The organism is Acinetobacter sp. Marseille-Q1618 (assembly GCF_902809855.1).
Taxonomy (GTDB): domain Bacteria; phylum Pseudomonadota; class Gammaproteobacteria; order Pseudomonadales; family Moraxellaceae; genus Acinetobacter.
Window position 1 is genome coordinate 1,228,140 of sequence record NZ_CADDWJ010000002.1, and the last position, 17,982, is coordinate 1,246,121.

The 17,982-nt window shown below is 39.6% G+C and carries 15 protein-coding genes, 2 tRNA genes and 3 rRNA genes; 13 read left to right on the forward strand and 7 right to left on the reverse strand.

Translation table 11 applies throughout. The features are described 5' to 3' along the window. Positions 1-64: 64 nt before the first annotated feature. On the forward strand, positions 65-316 hold the full coding sequence (locus HUS24_RS13035; protein ID WP_065995467.1) for a DUF2789 family protein: 252 nt from the start codon (positions 65-67) through the stop codon (positions 314-316). A gap of 74 nt (positions 317-390) precedes the next feature. Here the strand turns inward: HUS24_RS13035 and HUS24_RS13040 are convergent, their stop codons facing one another. After that, a complete protein-coding gene (locus HUS24_RS13040; protein WP_173912368.1) occupies positions 391-918 on the reverse strand; it encodes a hypothetical protein in 528 nt (175 codons plus the stop codon). A 102-nt stretch (positions 919-1,020) separates the two neighbouring features. Beyond that, on the reverse strand, positions 1,021-1,623 hold the full coding sequence (locus HUS24_RS13045) for a 2OG-Fe(II) oxygenase (protein WP_173912369.1): 603 nt from the start codon (positions 1,621-1,623) through the stop codon (positions 1,021-1,023). A 114-nt stretch (positions 1,624-1,737) separates the two neighbouring features. On the opposite strand from HUS24_RS13045, the gene HUS24_RS13050 reads away from it, so the two are divergent. The 8 genes from HUS24_RS13050 to rrf all read left to right on the forward strand — a co-directional run bounded on the left by HUS24_RS13050 (position 1,738) and on the right by rrf (position 10,366). Next, complete coding sequence (locus tag HUS24_RS13050; RefSeq protein WP_173912370.1) at positions 1,738-2,595, forward strand: 23S rRNA (adenine(2030)-N(6))-methyltransferase RlmJ; 858 nt, start codon at positions 1,738-1,740, stop codon at positions 2,593-2,595. Between the two features lie 42 nt (positions 2,596-2,637). Continuing rightward, positions 2,638-3,465 (forward strand): CDP-diacylglycerol--serine O-phosphatidyltransferase, encoded by an 828-nt coding sequence (pssA, locus tag HUS24_RS13055; protein WP_173912371.1) that lies wholly within the window; start codon positions 2,638-2,640, stop codon positions 3,463-3,465. A gap of 18 nt (positions 3,466-3,483) precedes the next feature. Continuing rightward, on the forward strand, positions 3,484-4,554 hold the full coding sequence (locus HUS24_RS13060) for a DUF6670 family protein (protein ID WP_173912372.1): 1,071 nt from the start codon (positions 3,484-3,486) through the stop codon (positions 4,552-4,554). A gap of 446 nt (positions 4,555-5,000) precedes the next feature. Beyond that, positions 5,001-6,539, forward strand: a 16S ribosomal RNA gene (locus tag HUS24_RS13065). A gap of 59 nt (positions 6,540-6,598) precedes the next feature. Then, positions 6,599-6,675 (forward strand) — tRNA-Ile (locus HUS24_RS13070). Between the two features lie 46 nt (positions 6,676-6,721). Continuing rightward, a tRNA-Ala gene (locus tag HUS24_RS13075) sits at positions 6,722-6,797 on the forward strand. Positions 6,798-7,175: 378 nt separating this feature from the next. Then, positions 7,176-10,068: ribosomal RNA gene (locus HUS24_RS13080) — 23S ribosomal RNA — on the forward strand. A gap of 183 nt (positions 10,069-10,251) precedes the next feature. Next, a 5S ribosomal RNA gene (gene rrf, locus HUS24_RS13085) occupies positions 10,252-10,366 on the forward strand. The 16S, 23S and 5S rRNA genes sit together here with 2 tRNA genes alongside, the layout of an rRNA operon. Positions 10,367-10,506: 140 nt before the next feature. Here rrf and HUS24_RS13090 read toward each other — a convergent pair. Continuing rightward, positions 10,507-11,883: a dihydrolipoyl dehydrogenase gene (locus HUS24_RS13090; protein ID WP_173912373.1), complete on the reverse strand. Its 1,377-nt coding sequence runs from the start codon at positions 11,881-11,883 to the stop codon at positions 10,507-10,509. A gap of 145 nt (positions 11,884-12,028) precedes the next feature. On the opposite strand from HUS24_RS13090, the gene HUS24_RS13095 reads away from it, so the two are divergent. After that, positions 12,029-13,561 carry a hypothetical protein gene (locus HUS24_RS13095; RefSeq protein WP_173912374.1) on the forward strand — a complete coding sequence of 511 codons (1,533 nt, stop codon included), beginning with the start codon at positions 12,029-12,031 and terminating at the stop codon, positions 13,559-13,561. 384 nt (positions 13,562-13,945) lie between these two features. Here the strand turns inward: HUS24_RS13095 and HUS24_RS13100 are convergent, their stop codons facing one another. Further along, on the reverse strand, positions 13,946-14,281 hold the full coding sequence (locus HUS24_RS13100; protein WP_173912375.1) for a TIGR01244 family sulfur transferase: 336 nt from the start codon (positions 14,279-14,281) through the stop codon (positions 13,946-13,948). A 126-nt stretch (positions 14,282-14,407) separates the two neighbouring features. Here HUS24_RS13100 and HUS24_RS13105 point away from each other — a divergent pair, with 126 nt between their 5' ends. Genes HUS24_RS13105 through HUS24_RS13115 form a run of 3 tightly spaced genes read left to right on the forward strand, consistent with a single transcriptional unit; the run spans position 14,408 to position 16,179 of the window. Then, entirely contained in the window at positions 14,408-15,307 is a 900-nt protein-coding gene (locus HUS24_RS13105) for an alpha/beta hydrolase (RefSeq protein ID WP_173912376.1), read from the forward strand. After that, positions 15,304-15,735 carry a thioredoxin TrxC gene (gene trxC, locus HUS24_RS13110; protein WP_173912377.1) on the forward strand — a complete coding sequence of 144 codons (432 nt, stop codon included), beginning with the start codon at positions 15,304-15,306 and terminating at the stop codon, positions 15,733-15,735. The genes HUS24_RS13105 and trxC overlap by 4 nt, the downstream gene beginning before the upstream one ends. A 21-nt stretch (positions 15,736-15,756) precedes the next feature. Next, positions 15,757-16,179 carry an acyl-CoA thioesterase gene (locus HUS24_RS13115; RefSeq protein WP_173912378.1) on the forward strand — a complete coding sequence of 141 codons (423 nt, stop codon included), beginning with the start codon at positions 15,757-15,759 and terminating at the stop codon, positions 16,177-16,179. A gap of 65 nt (positions 16,180-16,244) precedes the next feature. Here HUS24_RS13115 and HUS24_RS13120 read toward each other — a convergent pair whose 3' ends face one another. From HUS24_RS13120 to HUS24_RS13130, 3 genes are all read right to left on the reverse strand, one after another. Then, on the reverse strand, positions 16,245-16,757 hold the full coding sequence (locus HUS24_RS13120) for an ester cyclase (RefSeq protein ID WP_173912379.1): 513 nt from the start codon (positions 16,755-16,757) through the stop codon (positions 16,245-16,247). A gap of 142 nt (positions 16,758-16,899) precedes the next feature. Further along, entirely contained in the window at positions 16,900-17,406 is a 507-nt protein-coding gene (locus HUS24_RS13125; RefSeq protein WP_173912380.1) for a DUF4442 domain-containing protein, read from the reverse strand. Positions 17,407-17,429: 23 nt separating this feature from the next. After that, a complete protein-coding gene (locus tag HUS24_RS13130; RefSeq protein ID WP_065993509.1) occupies positions 17,430-17,918 on the reverse strand; it encodes a YajQ family cyclic di-GMP-binding protein in 489 nt (162 codons plus the stop codon). Positions 17,919-17,982: the final 64 nt, after the last annotated feature.

The following is a 17,982-nucleotide window of genomic DNA, read 5'->3' on the forward strand; positions in this document are numbered from 1 at the left end:
AAATACAATTTTATTGATAAGTGTATAAGCGATAAATCTATAACCGAGGGAGGGCGGGAAGCTCATGAACAATAAACCATCTTTAGCGTTATTATTTTCTCAGCTCGGTTTGGCAAATAGTCCAGCTGCAATTGAGCTGTATGTTCGAACACATCAATTGTCAGCAAACCAAAATTTACATGACGCACCATTTTGGAATAAATCACAACGCGATTTTTTGATTAGCCATTTGGTGCAAGATGATGATTGGGCGATGTGGATTGATGAACTTAATCAGCAATTACATATGGATGCCTATAAGTTGCAAACCGCTTAAGCAGTATTTACTCTTAAAACTTAAACAAAAAAGATGGTGTTTGTACCATCTTTTTTATATTTAAAATTCAAAGCTTAATGTAATTTGTGTTGAATTAAATCATTAAACCAAGTTTGTTGACGTGCTTGTGTAAATGCAGGATGTTCTTGTAATAATCCCACATCACATTCCAACGTTTTTATATATTTACTTAGCCAATGACGCGTCAAAGCCAACTCATCTTTCACAGCCGAGGCATAAGCAAGGAAGAAATAAATTTCACTATGTTCATGCGGTGTTAATGGCTTTAAGATTTGTTGTGTGATCAGTGCGAAACGATTTTCTTGAGTAATTTCAAAATACAACATATAAGCTTTTGCTAAATGCAAAGATAATTTGAGATATAAACTCATCGGCATTTCTTCATATTCCACACGTGCACTTTCAAGTAACACAATTGCTTCTTGTAGAAAATGAATTTGTTCTTGGCGTACACGGCTGAGTACGACTAACTGCAAGCGCAAGTCAGCGCGTTCCAAAGCGAGTTCAGGCGTATTTTCTTGCAAATACAATTGGTCTGTTTCACCAATACGTGCAACGATTTGTTTTGTATTTTCAAACATGTGCCTTCATCCTCATTTTCAATGTTGCTATATATGAGGATGAATATCAGAATTTAAAGATCTGGATTTAATGTAAAAAATAATAAAAAGAAATGAAATAACTTATAACAGTTGTTGATCCGTTCTTAACCATGCGGTAATGGATAAACGTTGATGTTTAGCTTCAATCACCTCATGTAAAAGATCACTTTGGAACATGGCGATACGGTTGGGTTTAGGTTGAATGTAATGCCATTGGTTATTTTTATCTTGTAAATGAAGTTGTCCGCCCCAGTTTTCTTGCCACTGTTCATGAAGATAATAAACAGCGGAAATCATTCTGCCATTTTTACCTTGTGGATTATCACGATGTAGCGCATAAAACTCACCTGCATGATAGCAAGCAAAATGTGCCTCAATATCATTAATCCCTAAATAAAAAGCACGGTTTAGCGTGTTGGAAAGTTGTTTTAATGTTTCAATATGGTGTTGGGCAATGTTTAAATTGTCATTGATCCATAAAATATGATCACTACGAATATTACTGACCACACCATTTTGAATGCCAGCTTCACGAAACTCATTCAAGTGTGAAGAGCATTCATTTACAAGCGCTTGTATATAGTCTGTGGGATAAACATCGTCAATAATGGCGAAACCCTGTTGATCTAAATCATCTAAGATTTGATCAACATTCCAAGACTTTGGGAGAAAGATCACTTCCATAAATTTCCAAAAAAGAATTAAAAAATAAGAGGATTATTTTAGAACAAGAACGGAGCAGTGAAGAAATATTTTTTCGTGCTAAAATAGCTGTTGAACTTAGGAATGAATCGAAACATGAATTACCGTCACCATTTCCATGCAGGCAACTTTGCTGATGTCATGAAACATGTGTTATTGCTGCAAATTTTGACACGTCTAAATGCCAAAGATAAACCATATCGTTATATTGATACACATGGTGGTGCAGGTAAATACGATTTATCTTCTGCGCCCGCACAAAAATCTGGTGAATATCTAGATGGCATTCATCGTTTAGTAAAACTGGATGATTCCATTAAACGTAACGCACCTGAAGGTGTAAAGCAATATCTTAAAATTGTAGAAGATATGCGTGCAGCTTCAGGCAAAGGTGCTTATCCAGGTTCACCGTGGTTTGCGCTTGAAGCGATACGTGAAATGGATAAAGCGACGATTTTTGAAATGCAACGCGATGTATTTCAACAGCTTTATTTTAATATTCGTGACAAACGTGCAGGTTTGCATGAACGTGATGCGTATGAAGGGTTGCTCGGTGTGATTCCACCTAAGGAAAAACGTGGTTTGGTGATGATCGACCCACCTTATGAGCTAGAACGTAAAGATTTTCCTCAGTTGGTTGAACTTCTAGTTGCAGCTTATAAAAAATGGCCTACAGGCGTTTTTGCGGTTTGGTATCCGATTAAAGATCGTGCCATGATTGAGCGTTTTGAAAAGAAAATGATCAAAACAGGTATTCGTCGTCAATTGGTTTGTGAAGTATGTGTGTGGCCAGATGACACTCCTGTGGGACTAAATGGCTGTGGGTTTTTGGTCATTAACCCACCTTGGAAATTCTCTGAGGATGCGGACGAAGCGTTACAATGGTTATTCCCTCATTTACGTATGAGTGAAAATGGTGGACATGCTGCGGTACGCTGGTTGGTTGGCGAATAAAAGTAAAGTTGAAGAGATAAAAGGTCACAGTAGGATCGAACAATGACAAATATAAATAAACCTGAACACAATACTTCTTCACATGATGAGCATGCTTTTGATGGTATTACTTTTGAAGTTGAAGAAGTAGAACATACCCATGAGGGTGAGAAGGTGAAACGTCGCGGTATCTACTTGTGGCCAAACTTAATTACCACTGCTGCGCTTTTGTCGGGCTTTTACTCGATTATTGCCAGTATGAATGGTGACTTTACCCAAGCGATTTATGCCATTTTCTTAGCTGCTTTATTTGATGGTTTAGATGGGCGAGTTGCACGGGCAATTGGTGCGCAAAGTGCATTTGGTGAACAATTTGACTCATTGTCTGATTTGTTGGCTTTTGGTGTTGCGCCAGCGATTCTGATGTATAGTTGGAGTCTGCATGATTTAGGGCGTATTGGTTTGGCAGCATGCTTTGTCTATACGGCATGTGCTGCATTTCGTTTAGCGCGTTTTAATGTGCAAATCGGTGTGGTGGATAAACGTTATTTTATCGGTGTGGCGAGTCCGCTTGCTGCTGTGATGATCATTTCTTTGGTTTGGGTTGGACGAGACTTTCCATATATCTTTGATTTAAACGATATTGCTATTCAAATCATCAATGCTGTAATCATCGTAGCTGTCGGTTTGTTGATGATTTCAAATATTAAATATTATTCGTTTAAAACCGTAGATCGTAAAAGAGTGCCATTTTTTGTGTTACCAATTGCAGTATTTATTTTGGCGGCAGTCACTTATAATATTCCTGTAGGTATCTTGATTATTTCAATTATCTATGCAATTTCTGGATTTATAACGACTTTTCTGGCTAGAAAAAATACGGTGACCTAATAAAAATAGGAGCTTGATATGCAGTTGTTAATGAATTTAATTGATGAATCCAAACAGCTCAATCAAGCTTCATTTCCGCTCAAGCTTGATTATCATCCACAACGTGGGCGATTTAAAATTATTCATCAAGGCTTGATGATTCCAGATCTTCCTGCGCCATTACATTATCTAAGTTTTTTGAGTCTGATTGGGCAACCCAATATTCCTATGCTGCGTAATCCTAGTGCTATTCAAACGACAGCCTTAGATACAGCAACAGTAATTAGTAGTTGTAGTGCCAATATGGCAGGGCATTATGCAACTTATTCTATTGAAAATGATTGTAATTTTGAGCCAAATTTTTATCAATTTGCCAATAAAGAAACGCTGCAAGGAGATTTTCCATTTTTTCGGCTGACACGTGTAGATGATGAACTTGGTTTAGATCTTAAAATTCAAACCACCCCCATTATTTCACATTTTACGAAATTCAAATTAGGGATGTTTGACCATTGGTCTTTGCTTTGCCATTGTCAAGGAAATGTGATTTACAAAGGGCAAAACTACGCAATTGATGCAATGGGTGCGTTTGAATATGCGCGTGCAATTAACATTCCCTATTTACCCTTGTGTTTTTTTACTTATCAAATTATTAACTTACAAAATCAACGCCAGCTCCTTCTCGCGCAAATTCGAAATAATTTTAATCAAATTATGCAATCTAGAATTTACCTTAGAGATGCAAAGACTGCCCAAACCGAAATGTTTGATGAAAATGTTTATTTTAAGATTTTAAGAGTTTATCCAAAAGTTAAAACACCGAACCATCAAGAAATGTATTTACCTCGAGAGTTTAGCTGGGTCTTTCAGAGTGAAAATAGAAAAATAGAAGTACATGCAGAAAGTCGTGGAGATTATAAATTTGGTTTGGCTGCTGGCTATGTAGGAAGCTTTAAATATTGTGTGAATATTGATGGAATAGAAGAAACAGGCGAAAGTGGTTATTGTGAATACATTGATTGTCGTCCTTTAAAGTGGCAAGAAAAAAATAATGAAGAAAAAAAATTAGATGAAGTGGTTAATGTTGTGCCTTGTGCGCTTAAAAAATAGTAAAAAAAGCTGGATTTGTAGAATAAATATACAGTTGAATAAAAAAATAAAAATAAACGCTAAAAAGGGGTTGCGTGGGCTTAGAAATGCTGTAGAATGCACATCCATCGGCGGTGATGAAGATTAAAACTTCTCATAAAAAAGTGATTTAGCATGAAATGGTTGGGGTGGGGTTTAGCAGGAAGGATTAAAAATAGTTTTTATTATCAGTTGACTTTCTAGTTTTAGAGAGTAATATAGCCGACCTAGCTTGATGCTGACGAAGCATTGAGAAGATCATTAAGAGAATATGAAGAACAACTTGTGTGGATTTTTACTGGTTGATTAATCGAAATATTATCATTGATTGATTGGTTTAAATTACTCGAAGTTTATTTGAGAGAATTTGTCAGTAATTGATGAGCCAGAATTGGTGTCTTATTCTATAATAAAGGCACAAATGATTTTAACTGAAGAGTTTGATCATGGCTCAGATTGAACGCTGGCGGCAGGCTTAACACATGCAAGTCGAGCGGGGGAGGTTGCTTCGGTAACTGACCTAGCGGCGGACGGGTGAGTAATACTTAGGAATCTGCCTATTAGTGGGGGACAACATTCCGAAAGGGATGCTAATACCGCATACGCCCTACGGGGGAAAGCAGGGGATCACTTGTGACCTTGCGCTAATAGATGAGCCTAAGTCGGATTAGCTAGTTGGTGGGGTAAAGGCCTACCAAGGCGACGATCTGTAGCGGGTCTGAGAGGATGATCCGCCACACTGGGACTGAGACACGGCCCAGACTCCTACGGGAGGCAGCAGTGGGGAATATTGGACAATGGGGGGAACCCTGATCCAGCCATGCCGCGTGTGTGAAGAAGGCCTTATGGTTGTAAAGCACTTTAAGCGAGGAGGAGGCTCTTTTGGTTAATACCCAAGATGAGTGGACGTTACTCGCAGAATAAGCACCGGCTAACTCTGTGCCAGCAGCCGCGGTAATACAGAGGGTGCGAGCGTTAATCGGATTTACTGGGCGTAAAGCGTACGTAGGCGGCTTTTTAAGTCGGATGTGAAATCCCCGAGCTTAACTTGGGAATTGCATTCGATACTGGGAAGCTAGAGTATGGGAGAGGATGGTAGAATTCCAGGTGTAGCGGTGAAATGCGTAGAGATCTGGAGGAATACCGATGGCGAAGGCAGCCATCTGGCCTAATACTGACGCTGAGGTACGAAAGCATGGGGAGCAAACAGGATTAGATACCCTGGTAGTCCATGCCGTAAACGATGTCTACTAGCCGTTGGGGCCTTTGAGGCTTTAGTGGCGCAGCTAACGCGATAAGTAGACCGCCTGGGGAGTACGGTCGCAAGACTAAAACTCAAATGAATTGACGGGGGCCCGCACAAGCGGTGGAGCATGTGGTTTAATTCGATGCAACGCGAAGAACCTTACCTGGTCTTGACATAGTAGAAACTTTCCAGAGATGGATTGGTGCCTTCGGGAATCTACATACAGGTGCTGCATGGCTGTCGTCAGCTCGTGTCGTGAGATGTTGGGTTAAGTCCCGCAACGAGCGCAACCCTTTTCCTTACTTGCCAGCATTTCGGATGGGAACTTTAAGGATACTGCCAGTGACAAACTGGAGGAAGGCGGGGACGACGTCAAGTCATCATGGCCCTTACGACCAGGGCTACACACGTGCTACAATGGTCGGTACAAAGGGTTGCTACCTAGCGATAGGATGCTAATCTCAAAAAGCCGATCGTAGTCCGGATTGGAGTCTGCAACTCGACTCCATGAAGTCGGAATCGCTAGTAATCGCGGATCAGAATGCCGCGGTGAATACGTTCCCGGGCCTTGTACACACCGCCCGTCACACCATGGGAGTTTATTGCACCAGAAGTAGGTAGTCTAACCGCAAGGAGGACGCTTACCACGGTGTGGTCGACGACTGGGGTGAAGTCGTAACAAGGTAGCCGTAGGGGAACCTGCGGCTGGATCACCTCCTTAACGAAAGATTGACGATTGGTAAGAATCCACAACAAGTTGTTCTTCATTGATGTATCTGAGGGTCTGTAGCTCAGTTGGTTAGAGCACACGCTTGATAAGCGTGGGGTCACAAGTTCAAGTCTTGTCAGACCCACCACTACTGATAAGAGTGCAGAAAAGCAGAATACATTAAGATCTTAACTGGGGACTTAGCTTAGTTGGTAGAGCGCCTGCTTTGCACGCAGGAGGTCAGGAGTTCGACTCTCCTAGTCTCCACCATGTACTTTAAAGAGTACGGGCTAAATAATAGATTATAGAAATTAATGAATTTGATGAAAATTGAATTGATTAATTTCTGTGATTTATCACAGTTTACTACTTGCTGACGAGGCGGTAGTTAATCATTAACAGAATATATTTGAGTTGAAATAAATTGTTCATACTCGTTTTAGTTAACTTAGCAAGCAATTGTGAAAGTTAAATGAAATGAGTAACTAGCGATAAAACTGAATCAAGCGTTTTGGTATATGAATCTAATTGAAGCTGTACAGTGTTTAGATACACAGTACTTCGAACTGTAAATTAAATAAATAATTTATTATTTACTTAATTGTCTTAATCCTACTTGTAGGGGTTAACGACTGTTTGGGGTTGTATAGTCAAGTAATTAAGTGCATGTGGTGGATGCCTTGGCAGTCAGAGGCGATGAAAGACGTAATAGCCTGCGATAAGCTTCGGGGAGGCGGCAAATATCCTGTGATCCGGAGATTTCTGAATGGGGAAACCCACTTACCATAAGGTAGGTATCATATGATGAATACATAGTCATATGAGGCGAACGAGGGGAAGTGAAACATCTCAGTACCCTTAGGAAAAGAAATCAATTGAGATTCCCTCAGTAGCGGCGAGCGAACGGGGATCAGCCCATTAAGTTATATGTGTTTTAGCGGAATGCTCTGGGAAGTGCGACCGTAGAGGGTGATAGTCCCGTACACGAAAGGGCACATATAATGATGACGAGTAGGGCGAGGCACGTGAAACCTTGTCTGAATATGGGGGGACCATCCTCCAAGGCTAAATACTCCTGACTGACCGATAGTGAACCAGTACCGTGAGGGAAAGGCGAAAAGAACCCCTGTGAGGGGAGTGAAATAGATCCTGAAACCGCATGCATACAAGCAGTGGGAGCCAACTTGTTTGGTGACTGCGTACCTTTTGTATAATGGGTCAGCGACTTATATTCAGTAGCAAGGTTAACCGAATAGGGGAGCCGTAGAGAAATCGAGTCTTAATAGGGCGCATAGTTGCTGGGTATAGACCCGAAACCGGGTGATCTATCCATGAGCAGGTTGAAGGTTGGGTAACACTAACTGGAGGACCGAACCCACTGTCGTTGAAAAGCCAGGGGATGACTTGTGGATAGGGGTGAAAGGCTAATCAAACTCGGTGATAGCTGGTTCTCCCCGAAAGCTATTTAGGTAGCGCCTCGGACGAATACCATTGGGGGTAGAGCACTGTTTCGGCTAGGGGGTCATCCCGACTTACCAAACCGATGCAAACTCCGAATACCAATGAGTACTATCCGGGAGACAGACTGCGGGTGCTAACGTCCGTAGTCAAGAGGAAAACAATCCAGACCGCCAGCTAAGGCCCCAAAATTATAGTTAAGTGGGAAACGATGTGGGAAGGCATAGACAGCTAGGAGGTTGGCTTAGAAGCAGCCACCCTTTAAAGAAAGCGTAATAGCTCACTAGTCGAGTCGGCCTGCGCGGAAGATGTAACGGGGCTAAAACTATATGCCGAAGCTGCGGATGTATACAATGTATACGTGGTAGGGGAGCGTTCTGTAAGCCGATGAAGGTGGATTGAGAAGTCTGCTGGAGGTATCAGAAGTGCGAATGCTGACGTGAGTAACGACAAAACGGGTGAAAAACCCGTTCGCTGAAAGACCAAGGGTTCCAGTCCAACGTTAATCGGGGCTGGGTGAGTCGACCCCTAAGGCGAGGCCGAGAGGCGTAGTCGATGGGAAATTGGTTAATATTCCAATACTTCTGTGTAATGCGATGAGAGGACGGAGAAGGTTAAGTCAGCCTGGCGTTGGTTGTCCAGGTGAAAGGTTGTAGGCATGTATCTTAGGCAAATCCGGGGTACTCTATGCTGAGAACTGATATCAAGCTGTACTTGTACAGTAAAGTGGCTGATACCATACTTCCAAGAAAAGTCTCTAAGCTTCAGTTACACAGGAATCGTACCCGAAACCGACACAGGTGGTCAGGTCGAGTAGACCAAAGCGCTTGAGAGAACTCTGCTGAAGGAACTAGGCAAAATGGTACCGTAACTTCGGGAGAAGGTACGCTGCCGGTGGTGATTCCCCTCGCGGGATGAGCTGTTGGCAGCCACAGAAACTAGGCCCCTGCAACTGTTTATTAAAAACATAGCACTCTGCAAACACGAAAGTGGACGTATAGGGTGTGATGCCTGCCCGGTGCTGGAAGGTTAATTGATGGGGTTAGCGTAAGCGAAGCTCTTGATCGAAGCCCCAGTAAACGGCGGCCGTAACTATAACGGTCCTAAGGTAGCGAAATTCCTTGTCGGGTAAGTTCCGACCTGCACGAATGGCATAATGATGGGGGCGCTGTCTCCAGCAGAGGCTCAGTGAAATCGAAATCGCCGTGAAGATGCGGTGTACCCGCGGCTAGACGGAAAGACCCCGTGAACCTTTACTGCAGCTTGACATTGAACTTTGATCTTACTTGTGTAGGATAGGTGGGAGGCTTTGAAACCGAGACGCTAGTTTCGGTGGAGCCAATCTTGAAATACCACCCTGGTAATATTGAGGTTCTAACTCTGCTCCATAATCTGGAGCGAGGACCATGTCTGGTGGGTAGTTTGACTGGGGCGGTCTCCTCCTAAAGAGTAACGGAGGAGTACGAAGGTGCGCTCAGCGTGGTCGGAAATCACGCGTAGAGTATAAAGGCAAAAGCGCGCTTAACTGCGAGACCCACAAGTCGAGCAGGTACGAAAGTAGGTCTTAGTGATCCGGTGGTTCTGTATGGAAGGGCCATCGCTCAACGGATAAAAGGTACTCTGGGGATAACAGGCTGATACCGCCCAAGAGTTCATATCGACGGCGGTGTTTGGCACCTCGATGTCGGCTCATCTCATCCTGGGGCTGAAGCAGGTCCCAAGGGTATGGCTGTTCGCCATTTAAAGAGGTACGCGAGCTGGGTTTAGAACGTCGTGAGACAGTTCGGTCCCTATCTACCGTGGGCGCTGGAAATTTGAGAGGATCTGCTCCTAGTACGAGAGGACCAGAGTGGACGAACCTCTGGTGTACCGGTTGTGACGCCAGTCGCATCGCCGGGTAGCTATGTTCGGAAGGGATAACCGCTGAAAGCATCTAAGCGGGAAGCCTACCTCAAGATAAGATTTCCCTAGGACTTTATGTCCTCTAAAGATCCGTTCAAGACTAGGACGTTGATAGGTTGGATGTGGAAGTACGGCGACGTATGAAGCTGACCAATACTAATTGATCGTGAGGCTTGACTATACAACACCCAAACAGTTGTTGTATAAAGCTTAATTGATTCATTAAAGATCAAATGATCTAAAAATACTTGATTCAGATAACGCTTGAACATACAATTTCGCTTAAATTAAATTCTGTTAATAACTCTTTTGGAAAAAACCTTAGCAAACAAGTAAGACTAAGCAAGTATCCATAAACAGTTGTGCTGGCGACAATAGCAAGAGTGAACCACCTGATCCCTTCCCGAACTCAGAAGTGAAACCTCTTAGCGCTGATGGTAGTGTGGGGTTACCCATGTGAGAGTAAGTCATCGCCAGCTCATTATTCTAAATCCCTCTGACGCTTATAGCGCAGGGGGATTTTTTATGTAAAAAAGAAAGATAAAATAAGAAAGAAAAATCAAGCAAAGCAAGAAGAATAAACGTTATTTATCGTTTATTCTTCTTTATAAGCTACAAACTATTTTAATAACTGCCTTCTTGCATGTTTTAGCGCTGTTCTTAAGCCTTCTTCAAGTGTAGGGTGATAATAAGGTTTATCTAAAATTTCATCTAATGTGACTTCTTCTGCGATCATCCATGCCAAAAGGTGGGCCATATGTTCTGCAGACTCAACAAAGAGTTCAGAACCAAGTAGCTTTCTTGTTTTTTTGTCAATGTAAATTTCTACCGCACCTTTATTTTTACCTAAAACAATCGCACGACCTTGTTTTTCATATGAAACAAATCCAGTCACAAATTCGATATTTTGTTGCTTCAATGCTTTGTAACTTTGTCCAACGGTTGCCATTTCTGGTGAGCTGAACATAATTCCTAGAGGAGTAAGGGTTTTAATATTATTTATTTTTGAATTGTTTAAACAATTGTGTACAGCCATTCTACCTTCATGTGCGGCTTCATGTTGAATGGGCGTACTGGTAAATGCATCACCAACAATAAAAATAGGTAAATGATCAAGTTGTTTCGTGCCAGAATCAATAGGCAAGTTTTTTATGTCCTGATATTGATTGTCAATATTTTCAAGAGACAATGTATTTAATAAAGATTGTCGACCTGTAGCAACCAAAAGATAATCAGCTTCTAATTGTTTATTTTCATTTTGATATGAATAGTTAAGTTTTACACCAAGTTCTGTTTTTTCGACTTTTTCTGGCAGTGTTTCAAATAAAATTTTTAATTCTTGGGAAATAACATTTTGTGCTAGCTCTTGTAGCTGAGGACTGGAAAGTGAACCTACTTTTTTACTCCTTGCAAAAATAGTCGTTTCCACACCTAAACGCTGCATAGCTTGTGCTAATTCAATCGCAATTACACCACTTCCAATGACTGCTAAGGATGTAGGGAGTTTTTCTAATTCAAAGATTTGGTCTGAAGTAATCAGCCGATCTCCTAGCTCTTTTTTCCATGCTATGTCAAAGCTTGGTGTTGAACCTACTGCAATAATAAAATTTTTGGCTTGATATTGTTGTTGGTTAACCTCAATAGTATTGGCATTGATAAATTTCGCTTTTCCATTAATTTTATGTGTTGGATTCCACGCACTTACATCTTTAAGTGTTGCATGAGTAAAACGGTCACGTAGTTGACGTACATGTGTCATGATTTGGGAAGTATCAACTTTTGCTTCAACGTTGAGCGCAACCTCATGTGCATTTTGAATGTCGTATAAGCGATTTGCACTTGAAATAAGGACTTTGCTCGGCATACAGCCTACACGAGCGCATGTTGTATCCCAAGGGCCATCATTGATGATAAGAAGATTTTGTGTATATTTAATCGCCTCTTTATAAGCAGAAATGCCTGCAGTGCCAGCACCAATGATAATGAGATCTAACATTTTTAAATTCCTACCTATTAAAAAGATATTTAAACCGCTCTTATCTATATATCATTATTTACACAAAACGTGAATTATGGTTACATAGCAAGGGTTTTAATTACAAATTTATTAAGAAAATAACCGTAGGGTTTTGGGGATACAAATGACAAATAATAAGGTTAGTTTGAAGTTGTCTGCTATTGCGATTTCTGTCTTATTGGCAAGTTGTGGCGGTGGTGGGAGTGATGGGTATTTTGAGGGTGGGAGTGCAGGTGGATCAACAACTATACCTACAACACCAGAAGCAGTTAAAACAAATTACCATCTTGTAATTTCATCTAATAAGCCTTCAATGTTAATTTCAGGCGATATTGCTACTATTACTATTAAACTTGTTGATGAAAATGGTGGTGGAGTTACTGATCAAGATGTTACTTTAGCTATTGAAGATACTATAATTAACGGCATTACTATAGATGGGCCGTCTACAGTTAAGACAGATGCATCTGGAAATGCAAACTTCAATATCAAATTAGATGCTCAAAATGTTAAAGATAAAGTGGCCTTACTTGCTAAAGGGATTCGTTTAAATGCGTCATTTACTGATGGCACTAAAAAAACAATTACACAAACTACTATTCTCAAAGCACTTGAATCTATCAGTAATGAAAATTCTACCGCTCAGTATTTCTTGGCTATGTCAACTAATAAGCCAACATTGCTTGTCACAGGAGATAGTGCAAAAGTTACTATTAAAGCGGTAGATATAAATGGTGGTGGAGTAGAAAAACAAACAGTTACTCTTAGTATTCAAGATACCTTAAAAAATGGTGTGACTATTGATGGCTCGTCAAAGGCATTAACAGACACTTCTGGTAATGCTGTTTTTAATATTTCATTACCAGCAGCAACTGGTACGAATGCAGCTAATTTAATTGCAAATGGCATCACTTTAAATGCTGAACTAACTGATGCCAATGGTGTAACGAGTAAACAATCAACAAAAATTTCAGTCGTATCTGCTGCAGTTGCACAACCTATAGGTAATATCACCTTTGGTAATTCTGGTGAATTACAAAAGAGTGCAGATGCGAACTATTATAGTGAAGCAGCTTCAGCACATGTTGTTGATATCAATGGTAAGCCTTTAGCCAATCAAACAGTGACACTCTCATTAAAAGTATTATCTGCTGGAACTGGAGAATTTTATCTTAAAAGTGGACTTGATAAAGTTAAAGACAGTCAAGTTTTAACTTTAAAATCAACACTTACTGATCCTAAATTGACTGATGCTGAAAAAAAACAAATTGAAGCATTGATTGAATCGCTAGATAAGTTCGAAAATGAAGGTCGTGATCAAAATTATTGTCAGTTAAATGATTTGAAAAATACTCAATTGGCAACTGGTTTTGTTTCTCCAACAGGTGAAATCAATTCTACGTTTACTTATACAACAGATAGTACAGGTAAATTTGACTTTAGAGTGAATTATTTACGTCGTTATGCAGGTTGGCAAAGCGTTGAAATTACAGCTAAAACAGGTGTAAGTGGTAAAATGCTACAATCAAGCATGAATTATCGTTTAAGTATTTTGAAGACAGATCTTGATGCTGAAACGAGCCAGCCGTTTGATACTAGTCCTTACGGTAAAGAATGTGCTAATTATTCATATCCTTGGAGTTATTTATTTAAATAACATAGTTAAAAAACAGCGCTTCGGCGCTGTTTTTTTATTTAAAAGCTAAACTTAAATTGAAGTCCCCATACTTACCCCCACAGTTGGTTTAACATTCATGGAGCTACATGCAGCTAAACTCAAACAACACAAAACAACGAAGAACAACTTATTCATTACTTCTATTCCTATACATGTTTAATTGATAGATTCAATGTAAAATATTCTTATAAAGAATAAAGCAATAAAATAAGAGGATCTGTTGTAGATATTTATTTGAGTTGTTTCATTAGAGCGAGATAGTGGAAATTAAAAATATGTTGATCTATAACGCTAAATCTATTTAAAAACATAATAGATGACAGCATGCTATAGACCAAACAGCATATTTAAAAACCTATTAGTCTAGTCGTCTAATAAATCCATTTGTTTTGCAAGCTGATAAAGATTATTTGAACGATTACCTGTACGGCAAAACATTAAAATTGGTTTTGGAAGTTCATTAAAATGATTGGCAAATGTACGCACATCAACTTCAGTGATTTGTCCTGAAACAACAGGTTGATAGACGTAATCTAAACCTGCCGTACGAGCAGCCTCTTCAATTTGTGCGCTGGTTGGCTGTTCAGCACCACCCTCCAGATCAGGACGGTTATTAATAACAGATTTAAAGCCTTTCTCCACCACTTGAGAAATATGTTCAGGACCAATTTGACCAGCAAATCCTACATTTTCACTCATTTTGTCACTCCAAAATATTTAAAATAGAACTATGCTAGTATCATAGCATTAAGCTTTAAATTACTATTTAGTGAAAAAGCAGATTTATAAGATAAAACTAACAAAATATAACGGAATGGAGTGCCTATGTACGCTTATACAGTCGAACCACTGTATGTTCCAAGCGGTCAAGAGGTGATTGCTGCTGATTTTTATCGACCTAAGAATATTAAAAAACCTGCAGTAATTGTGATGGCGCATGGATTTGCTGCCTTAAGACAATTTCGCTTGATTGAGTATGCCAAACGTTTTGCCCAAGCAGGTTATGCTGTGGTTTTATTTGATTATCGTTATTGGGGAGGAAGTACGGGACATCCCCGAGAACAAATCTCATTAACAGATCAGTTGGATGATTGGAAGACAGTTATTTCCTATATCAGTACTAAAAAATGTATTAATCCGCGCAAAGTCGTATTGTGGGGAACATCATTAAGTGGAGGCTATGTATTAACGCTGGCTTCTGAAGTGAAAAATATTCAGGCGGTCATGGTACAAATTCCTTTTGTGGATGGTGCAGCAACTGCAAAGCTTTACCCAATTCATTATTTGCCAAAAGCGTTGAAACTCTCTAGCCAAGACTATATGAGTGCAAAAATAGGGATGCAGCCGAAAACTTTGCCCGTAGTACATCCTTTTAGTTTATGTTTTATTCCGACCAAAGACAGTTATAACGGCTATATGTCGATTGTAAATCCTGATTATTACTGGAGTGGGGAAGTTCCTGCTCGCGTGTTTTTTAATCTCATTCGTTATCGTCCCATTCAAACAGTTCGAACGATTAATATACCTGTATTGTTTATTGCAGCGAAAAAAGATGCTGTTGTTCCGATTGAGTCTAGTCGTGAAACAGCCACCAATATTGCGCCCTTTGTACAGTATTATGAATGGAATATGTCACACTATGATATTTATCATGGGCAATGGTTGGAAAAAGCAATTTTGACCCAATTAGAGTTTTTACATCAACATATTGGAGTGAGTTCATGATTATTGTATGTCCATCATGTGGCGCTAAAAATCGGATTCCTGAAGACAAATTGGACGCACAGCCAACTTGTGGAAAATGTCATGAAAACTTGATTCCTTTAGCACCAATTGAGTTAAATGAACAAAATTTTAGTAATTTTATATCTCATAGTGATTTACCGATTTTAATTGATCTGTGGGCGGACTGGTGTGGCCCTTGTAAAATGATGGCACCACATTTTGCAGAAGTTGCACAACATAATCCGCATGTGGTGTTTGGTAAAATTGATACCGAAGCGAATCCTCGTTTAAGCAGTGCATTTAATGTGCGTAGCATTCCAACATTAGTTTTAATGAATAAAACCACAGAAATTGCTAGAATAAGCGGTGCTTTACGTTCGAGCCAATTACAAGATTGGTTAGATGAGCAATTAAAATCTTTTCAGTAAATTGACCAATTTGGAGTTCATGTGTCAGATTCTCATGTAAAACCTGAAGGTACGCTTTCCCTTCAAACCATCGCAATGCCTGCAGATACCAACTGGAGTGGTGATGTCTTTGGTGGATGGATTGTTTCACAAATGGATTTGGCAGGTGCAATTCATGCAGAACGTTTTAGTAAGGGGCGCTGTGCAACCATTTCAATTAATCAAATGACCTTCTTAGTGCCTGTAAAAGTGGGTGATGTGATCAGTTGTTATACTAAAATTTTAAAAGTCGGTAATACTTCGATTCAAATGCAAATCGAAGTGTGGGATAGTCATGATAGCTCACGTTCTCCAAAACGTGTCACTGAAGGCGTATTTACCTTTGTTGCTGTGGATGTGGCAGGCAATAAACGTAAAATTCCTGAAGATGTAAAAGAGAAATTCTTAGCATCACAAAATGCTTAAGTTTCGAACTAAAAATCCCAATCAATATTGGGATTTTTTGTATTGATGACTTTGAAAATAATGTCTTAAAACATCGTATTGCTGTTGGCACTTTGTTCAGGAATAGACTGTTGCACATCCCAATGTTCTACAATTTTGCCATTTTCCACTCTAAAAATATCGACAATGGCTTCACCACGATCTTGGGCATTTTGACTTGAATGTACATGTAAAACAACCAAATCACCTTCGGCAATGGCGCGTTTGATGACATTTTTTGCTTGCGGATTTTCTTTAAAATAACCTGTAAAATAATTTACAAAAGGGGCTTTGCCATCAGGCACATGCGGATTATGTTGGATATATTGCTCGCCAATATAACGGTCTGAATATTCTTGTACTTGATGTTTTAAAAATACGCCTTCATAAAAATCAGTGACAATTTTTTTGTTTTGTGCTGCAAGGTTTTGAGCGGTTGTTACATTGCTCGACGTTGTATTTTGTGAGTTTTGTATCGGATTTTGACTACAAGCACTTACTAAAAATGGAACAATCATTAAGCTTGGCAGTAAGTATTTCTTTAGATTTGGATTTAACATGGCAGTTCTCAAGATGATTTTTAAAAGATCATCTTGAGGGTTTAGTGTGATGATTTACAGTGTGTTCTCGTCATTGAATTTCAGGAGTTTAGTAAAATTTTAACTTACCTAAAAGTAAGTTTTATTTACATTTTTTTATTTTTCATTTATTGGCTTTAAGATGTGATTTTGCCACCCAAGCCCATAACATTTCACATTGAATCGGTTCTTGTCCAGATTCATCAGTAACGGTCACAGCGACAATGGTTTCACCTTTTTCTGTTTCTTGCATCTGTTTACGTTGTTCTTCAGTGAGTGTCGCAATTGCAGTTAAACCGCCTTTAGATGGACGTTTAAATTGAATATTCATATGTTTAATTAAAACAATACATGAGTCAGGAATATTCATTCCTGTGACAAAACCTGTAGCAGTTTCAGCTACCAACGCCATTGCACAGGCATGTGCCTGCCCGATATGGTTTTGCATATTTTTGTTATTTTCTATTTTAACTTCTACACGTGAGGGTGTGATGTCGATATAACGTAGTTTTGCTGTTCCTACCATTGGAACGACTCGACCAAACGCTTTGCTTAATACTGTACGACGAATACTTGCAGGTAGTTTAGACGTTGCTTTGACGATTTTGGCTAAACGGTTGGTCTGAGTCATATTAAATTCCTGAGCGAAAGAGCTTAGTCTTTAAAGTTGTTGAATTGGAGTGGAACACCAAATTGCTGTTCTTTTAAAAATGCCATTACTTGTTGCAAAGTATCGCGTTTTTTGTCAGTCACACGAATTTTGTCACCTTGAATAGATGATTGCACTTTGACACCGCTTTCTTTAATGGCTTTATTAATTTTTTTTGCAGTGTCAGAGTCAAGACCATCTTTGAGTTTGATGATTTGAATCACATTTTTACCTGAAGCGGTCATTTTTTGTGGATCAAGTGCTTGGATATCCACTTTACGTTTAAAGAAATGATTTTCAAGCATGCTATAGACTTGTTCACACTGGAAATCGCTTTCAGTTGAAATTTTAATTTCTTTATTTTTTTCATTAATTTCAATAGAAACATCTTGACCACGGAAGTCAAAGCGTGTCGCAATTTCTTTTTGAGTGTTTTGAACTGCGTGATTTACTTCAAAAATCTCTAATTCTGAAACAATATCGAAAGATGGCATAGTTTAGACCTTTACAAATGGAAAGAATATCTGAGATGCTAGGGATGTTTTCTTCATTTGCCAA

What these genes read in the sequence shown, in the direction of transcription:
- HUS24_RS13035 (WP_065995467.1), top strand. Translation starts at nt 65, where the DNA reads ATGAACAATAAACCATCTTTAGCGTTATTATTTTCTCAGCTCGGTTTG.
- HUS24_RS13040 (WP_173912368.1), bottom strand. Translation starts at nt 918, where the DNA reads ATGTTTGAAAATACAAAACAAATCGTTGCACGTATTGGTGAAACAGAC.
- HUS24_RS13045 (WP_173912369.1), bottom strand. Translation starts at nt 1,623, where the DNA reads ATGGAAGTGATCTTTCTCCCAAAGTCTTGGAATGTTGATCAAATCTTA.
- HUS24_RS13050 (WP_173912370.1), top strand. Translation starts at nt 1,738, where the DNA reads ATGAATTACCGTCACCATTTCCATGCAGGCAACTTTGCTGATGTCATG.
- pssA (WP_173912371.1), top strand. Translation starts at nt 2,638, where the DNA reads ATGACAAATATAAATAAACCTGAACACAATACTTCTTCACATGATGAG.
- HUS24_RS13060 (WP_173912372.1), top strand. Translation starts at nt 3,484, where the DNA reads ATGCAGTTGTTAATGAATTTAATTGATGAATCCAAACAGCTCAATCAA.
- HUS24_RS13090 (WP_173912373.1), bottom strand. Translation starts at nt 11,883, where the DNA reads ATGTTAGATCTCATTATCATTGGTGCTGGCACTGCAGGCATTTCTGCT.
- HUS24_RS13095 (WP_173912374.1), top strand. Translation starts at nt 12,029, where the DNA reads ATGACAAATAATAAGGTTAGTTTGAAGTTGTCTGCTATTGCGATTTCT.
- HUS24_RS13100 (WP_173912375.1), bottom strand. Translation starts at nt 14,281, where the DNA reads ATGAGTGAAAATGTAGGATTTGCTGGTCAAATTGGTCCTGAACATATT.
- HUS24_RS13105 (WP_173912376.1), top strand. Translation starts at nt 14,408, where the DNA reads ATGTACGCTTATACAGTCGAACCACTGTATGTTCCAAGCGGTCAAGAG.
- trxC (WP_173912377.1), top strand. Translation starts at nt 15,304, where the DNA reads ATGATTATTGTATGTCCATCATGTGGCGCTAAAAATCGGATTCCTGAA.
- HUS24_RS13120 (WP_173912379.1), bottom strand. Translation starts at nt 16,757, where the DNA reads ATGTTAAATCCAAATCTAAAGAAATACTTACTGCCAAGCTTAATGATT.
- HUS24_RS13125 (WP_173912380.1), bottom strand. Translation starts at nt 17,406, where the DNA reads ATGACTCAGACCAACCGTTTAGCCAAAATCGTCAAAGCAACGTCTAAA.
- HUS24_RS13130 (WP_065993509.1), bottom strand. Translation starts at nt 17,918, where the DNA reads ATGCCATCTTTCGATATTGTTTCAGAATTAGAGATTTTTGAAGTAAAT.